This window comes from Marinobacter denitrificans, assembly GCF_008795955.1.
In the GTDB taxonomy this organism is placed as follows: Bacteria; Pseudomonadota; Gammaproteobacteria; order Pseudomonadales; family Oleiphilaceae; genus Marinobacter; species Marinobacter denitrificans.
Genome location: NZ_VMHN01000011.1, coordinates 15,989 through 31,350, shown reverse-complemented (window position 1 = coordinate 31,350; position 15,362 = coordinate 15,989). Strand labels below are relative to the sequence as shown.

At 52.5% G+C, this 15,362-nt stretch carries 12 protein-coding genes; 11 read left to right on the top strand and 1 reads right to left on the bottom strand.

Annotation, left to right across the window (positions count from 1 at the left end):
• Positions 1–40 precede the first annotated feature (40 nt).
• From FO268_RS20195 to FO268_RS20170, 6 genes are read left to right on the top strand one after another with little or no spacing between them, the layout of a single operon-like run.
• A complete protein-coding gene (locus FO268_RS20195) occupies positions 41–2,026 on the top strand; it encodes a type I restriction-modification system subunit M (protein WP_150995061.1) in 1,986 nt (661 codons plus the stop codon).
• Positions 2,023–3,405 carry a restriction endonuclease subunit S gene (locus FO268_RS20190; RefSeq protein WP_150995060.1) on the top strand — a complete coding sequence of 461 codons (1,383 nt, stop codon included), beginning with the start codon at positions 2,023–2,025 and terminating at the stop codon, positions 3,403–3,405. Before FO268_RS20195 ends, FO268_RS20190 begins: the two co-directional genes overlap by 4 nt.
• Positions 3,402–4,343, top strand: a complete 942-nt coding sequence (locus FO268_RS20185) for a GIY-YIG nuclease family protein (RefSeq protein ID WP_150995059.1) — start codon at positions 3,402–3,404, stop codon at positions 4,341–4,343. Before FO268_RS20190 ends, FO268_RS20185 begins: the two co-directional genes overlap by 4 nt.
• A gap of 31 nt (positions 4,344–4,374) precedes the next feature.
• Entirely contained in the window at positions 4,375–5,202 is an 828-nt protein-coding gene (locus FO268_RS20180; RefSeq protein WP_150995058.1) for a hypothetical protein, read from the top strand.
• Between the two features lie 45 nt (positions 5,203–5,247).
• The gene (locus FO268_RS20175; RefSeq protein ID WP_150995057.1) at positions 5,248–8,430 is read left to right on the top strand and encodes a type I restriction endonuclease subunit R; all 3,183 of its coding nucleotides are present in this window, start codon (positions 5,248–5,250) and stop codon (positions 8,428–8,430) included.
• A 31-nt stretch (positions 8,431–8,461) separates the two neighbouring features.
• A complete protein-coding gene (locus tag FO268_RS20170) occupies positions 8,462–9,274 on the top strand; it encodes a hypothetical protein (RefSeq protein WP_150995056.1) in 813 nt (270 codons plus the stop codon).
• A 1,124-nt stretch (positions 9,275–10,398) separates the two neighbouring features.
• Here the strand turns inward: FO268_RS20170 and FO268_RS20160 are convergent.
• A complete protein-coding gene (locus FO268_RS20160) occupies positions 10,399–11,205 on the bottom strand; it encodes a DsbA family protein (protein ID WP_225316918.1) in 807 nt (268 codons plus the stop codon).
• Between the two features lie 454 nt (positions 11,206–11,659).
• On the opposite strand from FO268_RS20160, the gene FO268_RS20155 reads away from it, so the two are divergent.
• From FO268_RS20155 to FO268_RS20135, 5 genes are all read left to right on the top strand, one after another.
• A complete protein-coding gene (locus FO268_RS20155; RefSeq protein ID WP_150995054.1) occupies positions 11,660–11,956 on the top strand; it encodes a hypothetical protein in 297 nt (98 codons plus the stop codon).
• 8 nt (positions 11,957–11,964) lie between these two features.
• Positions 11,965–12,567 (top strand): hypothetical protein, encoded by a 603-nt coding sequence (locus FO268_RS20150; RefSeq protein WP_150995053.1) that lies wholly within the window; start codon positions 11,965–11,967, stop codon positions 12,565–12,567.
• Positions 12,568–12,679: 112 nt separating this feature from the next.
• Positions 12,680–12,997 carry a hypothetical protein gene (locus tag FO268_RS20145; RefSeq protein WP_052479578.1) on the top strand — a complete coding sequence of 106 codons (318 nt, stop codon included), beginning with the start codon at positions 12,680–12,682 and terminating at the stop codon, positions 12,995–12,997.
• A gap of 611 nt (positions 12,998–13,608) precedes the next feature.
• Complete coding sequence (locus FO268_RS20140; RefSeq protein WP_150995052.1) at positions 13,609–14,055, top strand: MarR family transcriptional regulator; 447 nt, start codon at positions 13,609–13,611, stop codon at positions 14,053–14,055.
• Positions 14,056–14,391: 336 nt separating this feature from the next.
• The gene (locus FO268_RS20135; protein WP_225316916.1) at positions 14,392–15,324 is read left to right on the top strand and encodes a lipid A deacylase LpxR family protein; all 933 of its coding nucleotides are present in this window, start codon (positions 14,392–14,394) and stop codon (positions 15,322–15,324) included.
• Positions 15,325–15,362: the final 38 nt, after the last annotated feature.

Below are 15,362 nucleotides of genomic sequence, written 5' to 3'. Positions count from 1 at the left end.
TAGTCGCAGCCCGACGACATGCTGTAATGGAGCTCCACGGATGACCGACGACAAAACTAACCACTCCCAAACCGCCGCTTTTATCTGGTCGGTTGCCGACCTTCTGCGCGGTGATTTCAAGCAGAGCCAGTATGGGCGCGTGATTTTACCGTTTACCCTACTGCGCCGCCTGGAGTGCGTATTGGAGCCAACCAAAGCCCAGGTACTGTCAGCAGCTCAAGAACATCAGGCCAAGCCAGATGCGGTTCGCGAGAAACTCTTGCTTCGAGCAGCGGGCCAGCAGTTCTTTAATGCTTCTCCATTAAGCCTGGCAACCCTATCTGACAGCCAGACGGCCGACGATCTGATGAGCTATGTTCAATCGTTCAGCCAGGATGCCCGAGAGATCTTCGAGCATTTCCATTTCGAAGATTTCGTTCAACAGCTCAGCGCCAACAACTTGCTCTACCAAGTGGTGCAGCGGTTTGCCAGCATTGACCTGAGTCCAGCAACCATCAGCAACTTCGGCATGGGGATAATCTTTGAGGAGTTGATCCGGAAGTTCGCGGAGAGCTCTAACGAAACGGCCGGGGAACACTTCACGCCACGGGATATCGTGCATCTGACCACTTCCCTTGTCCTGACTGGACAAGAGAGGCGGCTGACGCCTAACAGCATTGTGACCATCTATGATCCTACTGCGGGGACTGGCGGGTTCTTGTCCGAAGGCGACGAGTACATTCAGCAGATCAGCGAGAGTGTCACCGTCTCTCTTCACGGCCAGGAGTTGAATCCGGAGTCCTACGCGATCTGTAAGGCGGATATGCTGATCAAAGGACAGGAAGTCAGCAACATCAAGCTCGGCAACACCCTGTCGGATGATCAGCTGGCTTCCAATAAATTTGACCTGATGCTCAGTAACCCGCCGTTTGGCGTGGAATGGAAAAAGGTTCAGAAGCAGGTCACGGATGAGCATAAGCATCGAGGTTTTGATGGCCGTTTCGGGCCTGGGCTTCCTCGTGTGTCCGATGGCTCCCTGCTGTTCCTGATGCACCTGGTCAGCAAAATGCGGGATGCCCGTGAAGGCGGTTCCCGGATCGGCATCATTCTCAATGGTAGCCCGCTGTTTACGGGTGGTGCTGGCAGTGGCGAATCCGAAATCCGGCGCTATCTGCTGCAGAACGACATGGTCGAGGCCATCGTGGCCCTGCCCACGGATATGTTCTACAACACCGGCATCTCCACCTACGTGTGGGCGCTTTCTAATAACAAGCCGGCTGAACGAAAAGGCAAGATCCAACTGATCGATGCTACTGACCGGGCGACCAAGATGCGTAAGTCCCTCGGCAGTAAGCGCCAGTTTGTGAGCGAGTCCGACCAGGACGAGATCGTGCGGATGTATGGGGACTTCCAGGAAACCAAGAAAAGTAAAATCTTCCCCATCGAAGCATTCGGTTACCGACGCATCACGGTCGAACGTCCGCTGCAGCTGAACTTTCAAACCTCGGAAGAACGCATTGAACGGATTGCGGACGAAAAAGCCATCCAGAAAATGGATCAGGAAGACCAGGACAAGATCCTCGCGGCCTGTCGCGCCATGGATGCCGAAATTGTCGACCGGAATCGCAAACAGTTCCAGAAGGCTTTGAAGACCTCGCTCACTGATCATCAGGTGTATCTGAGTGCGCCGCAACTGAAGTCGTTGCTCAATGCCTTGAGTGAGCGCGACCCAAAGGCGGATATCTGCACGGACAGCAAGGGCAATCCAGAAGCCGATACCGGCCTTCGGGACTATGAGAACGTGCCCCTCTCAGAGTCCGTGTACGACTACTTTGAACGGGAAGTGAAACCACATGTCCCCGACGCCTGGATTGATGAGTCCAAGCGGGATGACAAAGATGGAGAGGTAGGAGTTGTTGGTTTCGAGATTCCATTCAACCGTCATTTCTATGAGTTCACTCCGCCTCGGCCGCTTGAAGAGATTGATGCGGATCTGAAGCAATGTACCGACCGGATCAAGCAGATGATTGAGGAGTTGTCTGCATGAGTCTAAAAGCCTATGACTCTTATAAAGAAACAAATTTTGAATGGTTAGATGAGGTTCCTGCTCATTGGGAATCGAAGAAAATAGCGTGGGACCTTCCCTACGTCGTTGGGTGGACACCTCCCTCAGGCAAAGATGAGTTTTATGATGGTGAGCATCCTTGGGTAACAATTGCAGACATGACTCGGGGGCAAATTGAAGACACCCAGTCGAAGATTACTGATGCGGCCATTGATGCTAAGAAGGCTGTCATTGTTCCTGCAGGCAGCATGCTGTTCTCTTTCAAATTGTCTGTCGGGAAAGTCGCGTTTCTTAAAATCGACTCTTATACAAATGAAGCAATTGCAGCTTTTCTGCCAACAAGAGGAATTTGTCTGGACTTCTGGAAATATGCCGCTCCCGAAACAATCCCTCATTACGGGAGAGAGAACATTTATGGAGCAAAACTGCTGAATCAAGAGCTTATTGGTAGCGCAAGGTTCTATTGCCCACCGGTTAGTGAACAAAAACAAATCGCCCGTTTCTTAGATCACGAAACCGCGAAGATCGACGCCCTTATCCGCGAGCAGGAGCGCCTGATAGAACTGCTTCAGGAAAAGCGCCAGGCGGTAATTTCCTATGCGGTGACTAAAGGGCTGGATCCCGATGTGCCGATGAAGGACTCTGGGGTGGAGTGGCTTGGGGAGGTGCCGGCGCATTGGAGAGTCGGAAAGTTAAGGTGGTATGCAACCATTCAAGGGGGAGTTGCGAAAGGAAAGGACTATCAGGATCAGAAAACGGTTTCTCTTCCCTATTTGCGAGTGGCAAATGTCCAAGCAGGCTACGTGGACCTGACGGAAGTGAAGGAGATAGCGGTCCTAGAGTCTGAGATTGAGAGGTATAGCTTGAGGCAAGGTGACGTCCTCATGAATGAGGGTGGGGACAACGACAAATTAGGAAGAGGAACAGTATGGAAAGCTGAGGTAGAGCCGTGCCTGCATCAGAATCATGTTTTCGCTATTCGCCCAAATGGACACTTGACGCCAGAGTGGCTGGCAATGTTTACCCAATCAAGCAGGGCTCGTACATATTTCTTTCTTAACTCAAAGCAAAGTACGAATTTGGCATCGATCTCATCGAGTAACGTGATGAACCTAGATTTGCCGATGCCTTTAGTGGATGAGCAGATGCGAATACTCCAAGTTCTCGAATCTGAACTTCAGCAATTCACTGATTTACAAAGACAGGCAGATAAAGGAATCCAACTACTTTTGGAACGCCGGTCAGCCCTAATATCAGCCGCCGTCACTGGAAAAATCGATGTCCGTAACTGGGAACCACCGGCCGATGAAAGTGCTTTTGATGAAAAGGTACGCCAAGCCGGCATGGAGGCTACAGTATGAGCCAAGGACGCGGTATTCGTTTGTTCCTTGTTGATGGCACGCCGAACGGTCTTTTGACTGCCGAGATTATGAACTGGACCGGCCATGCCCTGACGGGGCCCCGCACCAAACTGACCGAGTTGGTGCAGAGGCCAGAGTGCGGTCGCACCGGTGTGTATTTCCTGGTGGGCCCGGATCCAGACAACGCCATGCGTCCTTTGGTCTACATCGGCGAATCCGATGATGTGGCCAAACGCCTGAAACAGCATAACCGTCCTGAGCCACAAGGTGGAAAGGACTTCTGGGAGCGGGTGTGCCTGATCACCAGCAAAGACCAGAACCTCACCAAAGCCCATGTGAAGTACCTGGAAAGCCAGCTCATCGCCATTGCCAAGCAATCCGGACGTTGTGGCTTGGTCAACGGCACCGCCCATGATTACACAGTACTCCCGGAGTCCGACCAGGCCGATATGGCATTCTTTATTGAACAAGTCCGCATCATTTTGCCCGTATTGGGCTTCGACTTTCTCCGTGATCGGCAAAAAATTGCAGCGCAGATCCAGGGAGAGCCTGGTTCTGAAGGTGCGATCCCGAATTTTTACATGGAGCTGCCGAAATACGGCATTCGTGCCACCGCCCGCGAAGTCGATGGTGAGTTTGTGGTGCTTGAGGGAAGCCAGGCGCGAGACAAGTGGGTGAGCGGCAGTAGCTACACCAGTTATCGGCCCTTGTATGATCAGTTGACGGCAGATGGTGTGCTGGTGCCGGATGCCTCCGGCGCGGTGCGTTTCACACAAGACCAGTCGTTCTCAAGTCCCAGTGCTGCTGCGGCAGTGGTATCAGGACGCTCGGCAAATGGCCGGATTGTCTGGATCGAAGAAACCAGCAGGAAATCCTACGGCGACTGGCAAAGCTCGCTTGTCGAGGCTCAAAGTACCAGTGAAGCGCTCAACGACTGAGCCAAAAGTCACACAGAAAAGGCAGTACCTAATGAAATCACAGAATTGGTTGGCCGGTATTGCGGTCTTTGGCAGCGTTTTTCTCGCAGGCTGCCAAACAACTGGCGTTACGCAAAAACTTCATACCGAAATGCATCCACCTATCGGGCAGGAGGTCAGCGCCGAGATAGGGGAATCAGTACTAGAGCGGACCCGGGGTGTTGGTTCGCCGGGGTTCAAGGTCGAAGACCTGGAATTTGAGCAAAGTGGTTATCGTTTTTTCTTGCCTGGCGCCCTCTATCAGATTAACTACGAGTCCCCGGAGGGAGAGAGCAAGGCTTACGGATATGGGAACATTCGAGCCCTCAACGAGGGGGTATCGACTTCCAGCTCAAATTATCAGTTTATTTCGGGGCCATTGAATTCAGGTTGCACCTTGCAGATTTCCAACCTGGACCTGTTGGACCAGCACGGCAAACTCATAACCAATTGGGTATCCGACGGTAATGGTGATCAGGAAGAAGAGAAAACAATTTCCATTGGCGGTCGAACCATTCTGAGCGGTTCCATCCTTGGTGGATCCAGCGCCCTGTTTGCCGTTGATCTAACAGAGGAGCAGTGCACAAAGCGCTACAAGTTCTCTAATTACGGCCAAACCTTTCGTCAAGAGTTGATTTACTTGGGACGCTCAGGTGATGAGCTGTCTTTCAAGTATCGTGAGTTTTCAGGAAGCCTCGCCCGACCAGCCTTTTCTGCAGACTTGAAGTACGACCTCTCCGAGAGCCAGACCATCGGTTATCGTGGTGCTCGCATTGAGGTCATTGAAGCGGGCAACCAGCTTATTCGGTACCGGGTACAGAGCCACATCAAAGGCATTTGAGCGCGAATCGGTCGCCAAACGGTTTGAAGGATACGAGGAGTAGTCATGGCTGACAGCCGAGAGAGAGCGTTCCAGAACGACATCATTGCTGCTCTAAGTGATGAGGGCTGGCTGGTCGGCAAGGCGTCGGAGTACGACAAGGCACATGCCCTGTATCCGGAAGACCTGATTGGTTACTTTCAGGATGCCTGGCCGGATCGCTGGGAAAAGTTTTGCAAGGGCAATCCTCAGAACCCGGGAAAAGTGATCATCCAGAAAACCGTTCGAGAGCTGGAGAAAAAGGGCACCCTCGACGTGCTCCGCCATGGCTTCAAAGTACCGGGTGTGAAGGTCGATCTTTGCAGTTTCAAGCCGGATCACAGTATGAACCCGGATACAGAGCGCCGATATAGCGCTAACCGGTTGCGCGTGGTGGAGGAAGTATCCTACTCACCCCACGCTAAAACCGGAGAATATAATCCTCGGCTGGACCTGGTGCTCTTCGTGAACGGGATTCCGACGGCGACACTGGAGCTCAAAAGCGAGTTCAAGCAAACCGTGGAGCACGCCAAGCGCCAGTACAAAAAGGACCGACCGGTTAAAGATCCGATAACGCGAAAGCCCGAACCGCTGCTGACCTTCAAGCGTGGAGCGCTAGTGCATTTCGCGGTCAGTCAGGACGAAGCCGCCATGACCACCCGGCTGAACGGCAAGGACACGTTTTTTCTGCCGTTTAACCGAGGCACCGCAGACGGTGGGGCGGGGAACCCCCGAGCTGAAGATGAAGGCAGCTACGCTACGGATTACTTGTGGGAGCAGTTGTTCCAGAAAGACGCCTGGCTCAAGGTCATCGGCCGATTCCTGCACCTGGAGAAGAAAACCGAAGAAGACTTCCACGGAAACCGGAAGACCAAGGAAACGCTGATCTTTCCCCGGTACCACCAGTGGGATGTAGTCAACCAGCTGATTCAGGCGACCCGGGACGAAGGCGCCGGTAAGCGCTATCTCATCCAGCACAGCGCAGGCTCCGGTAAATCCAACTCCATCGCCTGGTCAGCCCATCAACTGGCCCAGCTCTACGATCACGACGGAAACAAGCTGTTCAGCTCAGTTATCGTGGTAACCGACAGAACGGTGCTGGATAGTCAGCTGCAGGACACGATATACCAGTTTGAACACGCTCAGGGCGTCGTGCGCCCCATCAATCGCGACTTGGGCAACCAGAGTAAATCCGAGCAGCTGGCCGAAGCGCTGGCCGAGCAGACCCGGATCATCATCGTGACGATCCAGACCTTCCCGGCATTATTCGATGCGCTGAAGAAGTACCCCAAGCTGGCGTCTGGACGATACGCTGTGATTGCCGACGAGGCACACTCGTCACAAACCGGCTCGTCGGCCACCAAACTGAAGGCCATCCTGGGTGGCGAATTGCCCGAAGGGGAGGAAATCAGTGCGGAGGAATTGCTGGATGCCGCCGTCTCCGCCCGTCAACCGAGCCAACAGATCAGCTACTATGCCTTTACGGCGACTCCAAAGGCCAAGACCATTGAGCTGTTTGGTCGTGAACCAGATCCCTCTCAGCCACGGAGCGAGTCCAACAAGCCAGAGCCATTCCATGTGTACTCCATGCGCCAGGCGATCGAGGAAGGGTTCATTCTCGATGTGCTCCGGCGCTATACCACGTATGCTGTAGCGTGGAAGCTTGCCCATCCGGATGCGGATGACGATGAGGTCGACTCCAAGAAGGCCCGAACCACGTTGGCCAAGTGGGTGCGACTGCACCCCTATAACATCAGCCAGAAGGTTGAGGTGATCGTCGAGCACTTCCGCGAGAATGTCCGGCACCTGCTGGATTGCCAGGCTAAAGCCATGGTGGTCACCAGCAGTCGGCAGGAGGCTGTGCGGTACCAGTTGGCGATGCAGCAGTACATCAAAGATCAGGGCTACCAGGACGTTCACCCTCTGGTTGCCTTTTCAGGAAGCCTGCCACCCGATAACGTTATCCCGGAAGAAGTCACCGAAACCAGCAGTCTTTTGAACCCGGGCCTGAATGGCCGGGATCACGCCAGGGCGTTCGACACCGACGAATACAACGTGATGCTGGTCGCCAACAAGTATCAGACTGGCTTCGACCAGCCGAAGCTCTGCGCCATGTACGTCGACAAGAAACTCAAGGGTGTGGAGTGCGTACAGACGCTCTCGCGCCTGAATCGGCTGTTTCCTGGCAAGGAGACCTTCATCTTGGACTTCATCAACGATGCCCAGGATATCCTCGATTCCTTCCTGCCGTACTACAACAAGGCGGAGTTGACCGGGGTTTCAGACGCCCAGGTGGTCTATGACATCCAAGAAGCGCTGGATGGCGAGCAGGTGTACCACTGGGACGAGGTGGAGGCTTTTGCGCGGGCATTTTTCGACCCTAAGGCCGAATCTTCCAAGCTTAGCTATTACTGTCAGCCTGCCCGGGAGCGCTTCAACAAGCGATACAAGCTGCTTCGTGACGAACGAGCTCAGGTCCGAGCCGCCCGGAAACAGGCTGAGGCTGATGGGAATGCAATTGGCTTGAAGCAGGCCGACGCTTCTCTAAAAGAGATTGGTGAAGGCCTCGATCAGCTGGACCTGTTCAAGAAGAACCTGGGCAGCTTTGTTCGCGCTTATGAATTCTTGTCCCAGATTGTGTTTTTTGAGGATCCGGAGCTGGAACAGCTATGCGTTTTTGCCAAGCACCTGCTGCCGTTGCTGCGCCAGGAAATTTTAGATGAGGACGAAATCGATATTTCAGAGCTGGAACTGAGCCATTACCGGATCACCAAGCGCAAGGAGCATGAGCTTCGGCTAGAAGGTGAGGACGATTCGGACGGACTGGATCCGATTACGGGTGTCGGCACCGGAAAGCCACACGATCCGGAGAAAGAACGTCTGTCCAAAATCATCGAAAAGCTGAATGACATCTTCGGAGCTGAAGTCAGCGATGAGGATCAGCTTCATTTTGCGAACGGGATTGCTGACCGGGTTCGCCGAGATGAAGCCGTGATGGCACAGGTAGACGTCCACTCACCGGATCAAGTGATGCACGGATTGCTTCCAAAGCGGCTAACTGATCTGGTGCTGGATTCCATGACGGACCATGAAAAATTATCGATGGAAATATTGGAGAGTGAACCAAAACAGAGAGCGTTCGCACTGCTAATTCTTAGCCTTCTCAAGAATCCGTCTCACAAAGAGACGTTTAACGACGCCTCGTCATAATCGTAGCCTTGTGGTGAGGGCAGGAATAACAATGCAAGAAATAGTGTTTGATGTAGGGATACTCGTAACCGCGGGGCTAGCCGTCATTGGTTACTTTTGGAAGTTGAGTCTGGAGCGCCGCGAAGGCTCTCGTGTCTTGCTTTTTCACTTGCTGGAAATACGGCACGAACTACTGATCGAACGCCCAAAACTGAATGCGGCGGTGGATGAATTCCAGGGCGAGTTCAAGAAAATACTTGGAGACAGACCGAATTTGAAAAGCATTATGGTCAATGAGTTTCCAAAGGAATACTTCGCCACTATTCTTACAACGCTGATGGATGGCTTGGTCAGGGCAGACCCAAAGTTGCTCGACAGCTATGAGACGGCTCTATACAACTACTCAAGATTCAATCCTCTGTTGGCTCACCGCGTTCGCGGAATGAAGCTTCTCCCCAAGTTATCAGAAAACCTGACGAACATAGCCGCTGCAATGACTGAGGCACTGCCCGATAGCGAAGAGGCAGCGCTGGTAAGCGCGATCGGACAAAAAGAACTCGAATCATCGAACGAGAGAACACTCCAAGAATTCATTGTTAATCTTGAGAAAATAATACGCCGTGTCAGTTGGAGTGCAGGGGTGTGGTTCTGGTTCTACAGTCTGTTTTTGGGCGCAAAACGCAAAAAAATGGCTAATCAAGACAAAGGGGACGCTTTCGATCTGCATGCGTTAATGGAGTCTTTTTTCCGATCAATCGCTCTGGCTACCAACCCTTCTGACGAGCTCAAGGAACAAATCAAACACGCAAAGCTGGACGATATCCTGGATCAATGGGAAGCCTCTCTGGGCGAGGCGGAAGCATAGAAAAGTCTGTCTCGACAGAGTAGGACGTCCTGTTCGCCATCATTTGCTCACCGCTCTGAATTCACAAACACAACATGTTGATAACATTTTGTTATGCACATAAGTGTGGATAAATCGTTAAGCATCTGTTTTAACTAAAATTCGATATTCACAGGCATGTTTCTTTCATGATGACCTTATTGTTTCCGTCACCATATCTTGTATCATCGAGGTGTTGCTTGATTTTCAGGCAATAAAAAACCCCAGGGGTTGAGTCCTGAGGTTTTTAGCAAGCAAGGGGTAAGGGATCAATCTTGGCGGAAAGGCCCTTACCGAAATCCACCAGCCAGTGAGGCTGGTAGGAAGAGCATAGTACAAAACTGAGGATTTTCCTGCCAAGACCAATTGGTTATAAGGTCCCAGTCTGTGACGAAGCGCCCATCACCTCACTGGCTATCTCGTACAGGAGATCAGCCATGGTCATCAGACCCGCTGTCTACGTTCGAGCTTACTTCCGAATGGTCAATGGCACGCTCCAGCGTGTTTGCGCCCATTTCCGGAGTTGGCCAAACCACTAAATGAGGACGATGCCGAGGGCATCCCTCGGCATCACTAAAATCTTTTCATTCATGTGAGGTGACGCATGTCCAAAAAATACCGAAGCGCTGTAACGGGCCGTTATGTAACCGAGACCTTTGCCAAGAAACACCCGCGGGAAACCGTGGGGGAAAAGAGCAAATCGTCTCGGAAGCAAAAATAGCGATACGGGCACACGGACGTGCCTTTGACCTCTTTGCCGGCTCTGGTGGCGTGCTTGTGCTAGGCGCAAACCCACTGCGCATAATCTCAGATTATGGAAAATCGAACGCTGCTTAACGCAGCCCCGGCTTCAACGGCTGGGCCCGATTACTCTCAAATCTCTGTCGACCCCACCCATGTATCTCCGAGAAAAGCATCCAACTCAGGCAAAATGAGATGCGCTGTCACAGATTCCAGCATCCATTGTGACCAACCGGATTTAGGCGCCGGCATTTCAAAAACAAGATTCTGGTCTGCGTCCAGGACAGTCAGAGTATGGTGGGCAACAGGGGTGAGAATGTCCGGCTCATAGGGGGCCTTGGCCGACAATAAAGTAAATTGCCACATCAGCTCCCAAGAATCTGCTGAAGGGCTTGGGCCAGCTGCTCTGGCGTTTTATAGCCTTTGATGAGGTAATCACGACCGGTTTTGTGATCAAGAATTCTCAGAGCGGGTGTTCCGCTAATACCTAGCTTGGATCCCTCACGATAATCCCCGGAGATTCGGTCTTCGTGGGCCTCTGAATCCAGGCAGAGCTCCATCGCTTTGCCACTCAAGCCCATCGATCTGGCAAACGTCGGCAGATCACCCACCCCCTGACCATTGCTTCGAGTTTTCTCGAAAAATTGGTCAAGGGCAGCCCAGGCAACCTGGTTGCCATAGGACTCTCGCACGCACTCGACGGCTTTGGCTTGCATGGCGGCCGACGGGTTATGACCGCTTAAAGGGAAATGCTTGAATTCCCAGTTGACGACGCCGCGGGAGTTATCAACGACCGACTTCAATCCACTATGCATTTTGCGGCAAAACGGGCACTCAATATCGCTAAATTCCTGCATGGTGAGGCGAGCGTTCAGGTTGCCGTATACGAGCCGGTCTTCAGGTGTTTGAGGGGAGGCCAATTCATATTCTCCGATGAGAGCTTGAAAAGCGTTCTTTGCCAGCCTTTGTTCGGCAAGGCCCAACCTCTGATCCACGATGGACACGACTTCATTGCTTGTAAGCGTCTGCTTGACCTGAGATTGCCCTTGTTTGAGCGCTTTAATCTCTGAAAAGTGGTGAGCGTGGCTCAGCGAGAGAACGCCAAGAGCCGCGAAGACAGCTACTTGCGAGAGTTTGGGCATAATAAAAGGTCCGGAATAAATTTTCACCATCCTATCGGCTCAGGACCGATTAATAAGGTTCAAACGGTCAGGTAGGCATGACCTTTTGTTTTCCGCCGGGCATTGTCCCTAACAGTAGAATTCCAGCAGTTATTTTCAAACAGAAATAGCTGGTGATTTGACTGGCCCACTTAAAGGCAGACCCTGACTTTGAAGACCCAAATTAGTGGAATCGTGATCGCACAGGTCGCAGATCAAATTGGCGGCGTGGTGGCAACCAGTTACCTGCCCGCCGGGTACACAGGTCACTGTGCCATTGTTGCGGAATCTAATTCGGATGTGATTGCCGTTCTATCGTCAGGGATAGAGGCATTTAGAGTGGCAGCCTACGCAATCACTCCTGATGGTGGCTACGGATCGGTGAGCATCCACCCAACTCAGCTGGATGAAACTCATGAGTCTCTCCTAGACTTGATAGACGTCGGCAGAAAGATCAGGAGTGCCGTTGAAGATTGAACTGCTGTTCCTGGCTTTTGCCGCCTACGTCATTCTCCAGTTTTTCAGCTTGAGAGTCCTTCGCGGCCATTTGATGTCCGCTGCAGTCGTTTCAGCGGTCGTTGGCGCCCTCATAACCGCGTACACAATCATCGCATTCCTTCTGGCTAGCAACCTGTGGCCCCTGATGCTTCTGTTGTCGGCTCCCTGGATGTTGCTTTATCTAGTCTTACTACTGATCCTGAACGTCCTGGTTAACCCAAGACCACTTGGTAATCGGCATCGTTGGTCGCAATCAAAGCCATGAAGAAAACTGTGCTGAAATTTCTGGGGTGGGCTGAGTTTCGGGCTCGAATGAAACATCGCTTTAATCCTGGGCCCGTTGATACAAGTCAGTATGCGGACCACTTTGCCAGCAAGGTCTCATGGTCTCCGCTGGACACGCAAAGCGTGCTTCTACGCCGGAGGCTCGTTTCCCTCGGGCCACTTGCTCTGACATTTGCATTGCCATCCTCGCTGAAGATCCTGATGGCTGTGATGCTTGTTCTGATTACCCTGCCGATGATTCTGGTCGTCGACACCTGGCGCAAGTTTGCGTTTATCGCACTGTTCATCCTGATTCCCGGGTACCTCACAATTGTCTACGTTCTTTATCGCTCGGCAAGCCGGCCGGTGTTCGATCGCAAATCAGGGCAGTTCGGGAAGGAATCGAGCCAATCTCGTCACAATGGGGGAATCCCGCTGTCGGACATTCATGCTCTCCAGCTGATCTCATTCTTTTACTCGGACGGCGATCCGAAATCAGCCGGCGTTGTTTACCAGCTGAACGCTGTTTTGAGCGACAAATCAAGGCGCGAAGTATTCACGCAACGCCAGCCTTTGACCTCCGCCGGCAGGAGGGCGCTTATCGGAGATTGAGAACGCCTGGCTCGATGGCTCGGAGTTCGTCTTTGGGACGCGATACATGAATTTGATCGATAAGCTACGGACGATTAAGGTTTGAGCATCCGAATAAACAAGGAGCTCTTCAATGGAGCAACGTAAGGCGCGTGTGGTCATTCCGGATCATCTATCTTTCGCAGATCTCGGGCTCAAACGCCTTGAGACAGGCAAGATCGAATTCGACTGGAACGTGGTCAAGCAGATCTGTGAAAGCAGTGAGGGACTTCTTTTAGAACACCTAGAAGAAGGCCCAGGGGATAATGTCGTCGGGTTGATTCTTGGCTGGTATATAGTAATTCGAGAGAACGATGGTGAGACAGATCCTGTAGCCGAAGAACTCGTTGCTGAAGTGATGGAAGAGGAGTCAGAGGGCGCCCCCACTGATGATGATTCAGGTCATGCCTGAGCGACCCAGCTCCTCAAATTCAACCATTTCGCATCCATGAGGAATCAAAACCCTAGATAAGTGCAGTATTGAAGATTGTTGTAATTTCCCTTTTACCGCTGTCAGAGGGTTGGCAGACAAGCGCGAAAAATAGCCCAAAAACACTCTCAACCTATTGAACTACTGGTTTTTTGGTCACCCAACCCCCGAGTTCATGCCATTCTGGGCGATAAGCGGAACTTGGCCTTGCTGTCGACCCCGCAGACTCTACTCGACTGGGGACTGACCATAGCGAATGCGGATTGCCTGGAAGACGCCGTGCCGAAGACCGGGCTGGTTTCGAATGAAGATGCTACGGCGTTGTGGAGCGCTCGGCGCCAGCTTTTTTAAGCCGGCTGCCGGTCACGCAGCAAGGGTGTCCACCAGGGCGACAATACGCTGAAGGCCTCCTGTCTCTGAAGAAGTGAGGAGTTACCTGTCTCACTGGAAGGAGAGGTTCCTTAGCTGGCCTCGGAATCCGCGTGATGTTGCATATTAATCTGGCGCAAAACTGGCTAATGTGTAACCGACGCTTGTCTATATGATTAGCTTACGATTTACTGTTACTGAATCATCAATAGCAGGACAGTGACATGGACCCACAAACCCCTCGAGATCAGTTTCCATTCACCAATGCCCGGGTAGCAAGGTGCTGGCGTAAGTTGTTGGATGAGCGCCTGAAAGACCTGGGGGTTACCCAAGCTCGCTGGTTCACCATGGTCTGCCTGCAGCGTGGTGGTGGAGGATTGACCCAGCGAGAGTTAGCCCATTTGATGACCATCGAGAATCCGACATTGGTCCGCCTGCTTGACAGCCTCGAGGAGCAGGGTCTGATTGAACGCCGGCACTGTAAGCGTGATCGCCGCGTCAGGCTGCTGTACCTTACCAATGCCGGTGAGCGCTTTATGAGCGAACTGAATGAGCGGGCGAATTTCTTGCGAGAGAAGATGCTGAAAGGCATTGAAAATAACGACCTGGAAGTCGCCCTGCGTGTTTTTGAGCGGGTTATGGAAAATTCCGTCAACCTCAAAAATTCCTGAACCCGAGACATTTTTCAGGCGCGAGCGACAAGATTAGAACGGGAGCGTTCCGCACATTCCACCGGGACAGGACAGTTCCATCACGGCTAGCTGTCAATCATTAATTGTGTTACGTTTAGTTTATACTGAACAGATTGAACAATTTGTGTGGGCAGCCGTCTCATCATTTCTGGCCGGCGACCAAAAGTCGCCGTAGCGGAAGGTATGTCAGCATCCTGGAGCAAGTTCTTTTGCATCCGGTTCAACCCAGCTTTGGCAGAGGAACCTTCAGTGAAATCTGGATGTTGCAGAAAGCGTTATCGGAATTGGTGCTCAGGTCTGTTGCTGGGTTCTCTTGTGACATCAGCTTCCGCTGAAGGCCTGCTGTCCCTGAAAGTAGAAAATGATGCGTTTTCCGCCGGCGGCGATGGTCAATATACCAACGGCGCAGAGGTGATCTGGGCCTTTGAGCCCCCTGATCGACATTGGACCCGCCGTCTTGCGGACGTCATTCCGGGCTGGTCTGGCAGTAGTCTTGCCGGCGCAACATATCGGCTAGGTCAACAGATGTATACGCCGGAAGATATAAAGGTTGAAGCGCTTATTAAAGATGACCGTCCCTATGCCGGCCTTTTGTTTGGCGGGATTTCGCTACTAAGCGAAAGGGAGCTCGGTGGTTTGCGTTTGACAGACAGCCTGCATATCGACGTGGGCATCGTAGGACCGGCTTCTGGTGCTGAAGTAGTCCAACGAAATTTCCATGAACTGATTGCGGCAGACAAGCCGAGGGGTTGGGATAACCAGCTTGATAACGAGCCAATCATCAATTTCGGTTATGAACGTGCCTGGCTTATGAAGCAAAACTTTTCTGGGCTGACCATTGAATATGGGCCGTCTGCCGGGTTTGCGCTCGGCAACCTGTATACCTACGCTTCCGGCGGCCTTGGGTTTCGTTTGGGGGAGGGGCTTGATCGTAGTTTCGGCATTCCGTCAGTCGCTCCTGCACAAGGCGGGCAATCCTCTTTTCGGCGGGATCAGGGCTTTAGCTGGTACGTCTTCGCTGCCGTTGAAGGGCGCTATATGGCGCACAACCTGCTGCTCGACGGCAACAGTTTCGAGGGCAGCCACTCGGTTGATAGCCGCGAATGGGTTGGCGACGCCCAGGTGGGTGCGGCATTGACCTGGGATCGCTGGCAGATCGCCTACACCTACCTATGGCGTAGCGAAGAATTCGAGGAAAAGGACGGCGTCGATCAGTTTGGATCGATCGTTCTGTCTACCTGGTTATAAATAAAGGCATGGATCGAGCGGTTTTTGAGTCTTTGGCC

Excerpts from the sequence above, each read along its gene's own strand:
- FO268_RS20195 (WP_150995061.1), top strand. The coding sequence starts at position 41 with ATGACCGACGACAAAACTAACCACTCCCAAACCGCCGCTTTTATCTGG.
- FO268_RS20190 (WP_150995060.1), top strand. The coding sequence starts at position 2,023 with ATGAGTCTAAAAGCCTATGACTCTTATAAAGAAACAAATTTTGAATGG.
- FO268_RS20185 (WP_150995059.1), top strand. The coding sequence starts at position 3,402 with ATGAGCCAAGGACGCGGTATTCGTTTGTTCCTTGTTGATGGCACGCCG.
- FO268_RS20180 (WP_150995058.1), top strand. The coding sequence starts at position 4,375 with ATGAAATCACAGAATTGGTTGGCCGGTATTGCGGTCTTTGGCAGCGTT.
- FO268_RS20175 (WP_150995057.1), top strand. The coding sequence starts at position 5,248 with ATGGCTGACAGCCGAGAGAGAGCGTTCCAGAACGACATCATTGCTGCT.
- FO268_RS20170 (WP_150995056.1), top strand. The coding sequence starts at position 8,462 with ATGCAAGAAATAGTGTTTGATGTAGGGATACTCGTAACCGCGGGGCTA.
- FO268_RS20160 (WP_225316918.1), bottom strand. The coding sequence starts at position 11,205 with ATGGTGAAAATTTATTCCGGACCTTTTATTATGCCCAAACTCTCGCAA.
- FO268_RS20145 (WP_052479578.1), top strand. The coding sequence starts at position 12,680 with ATGGAGCAACGTAAGGCGCGTGTGGTCATTCCGGATCATCTATCTTTC.
- FO268_RS20140 (WP_150995052.1), top strand. The coding sequence starts at position 13,609 with ATGGACCCACAAACCCCTCGAGATCAGTTTCCATTCACCAATGCCCGG.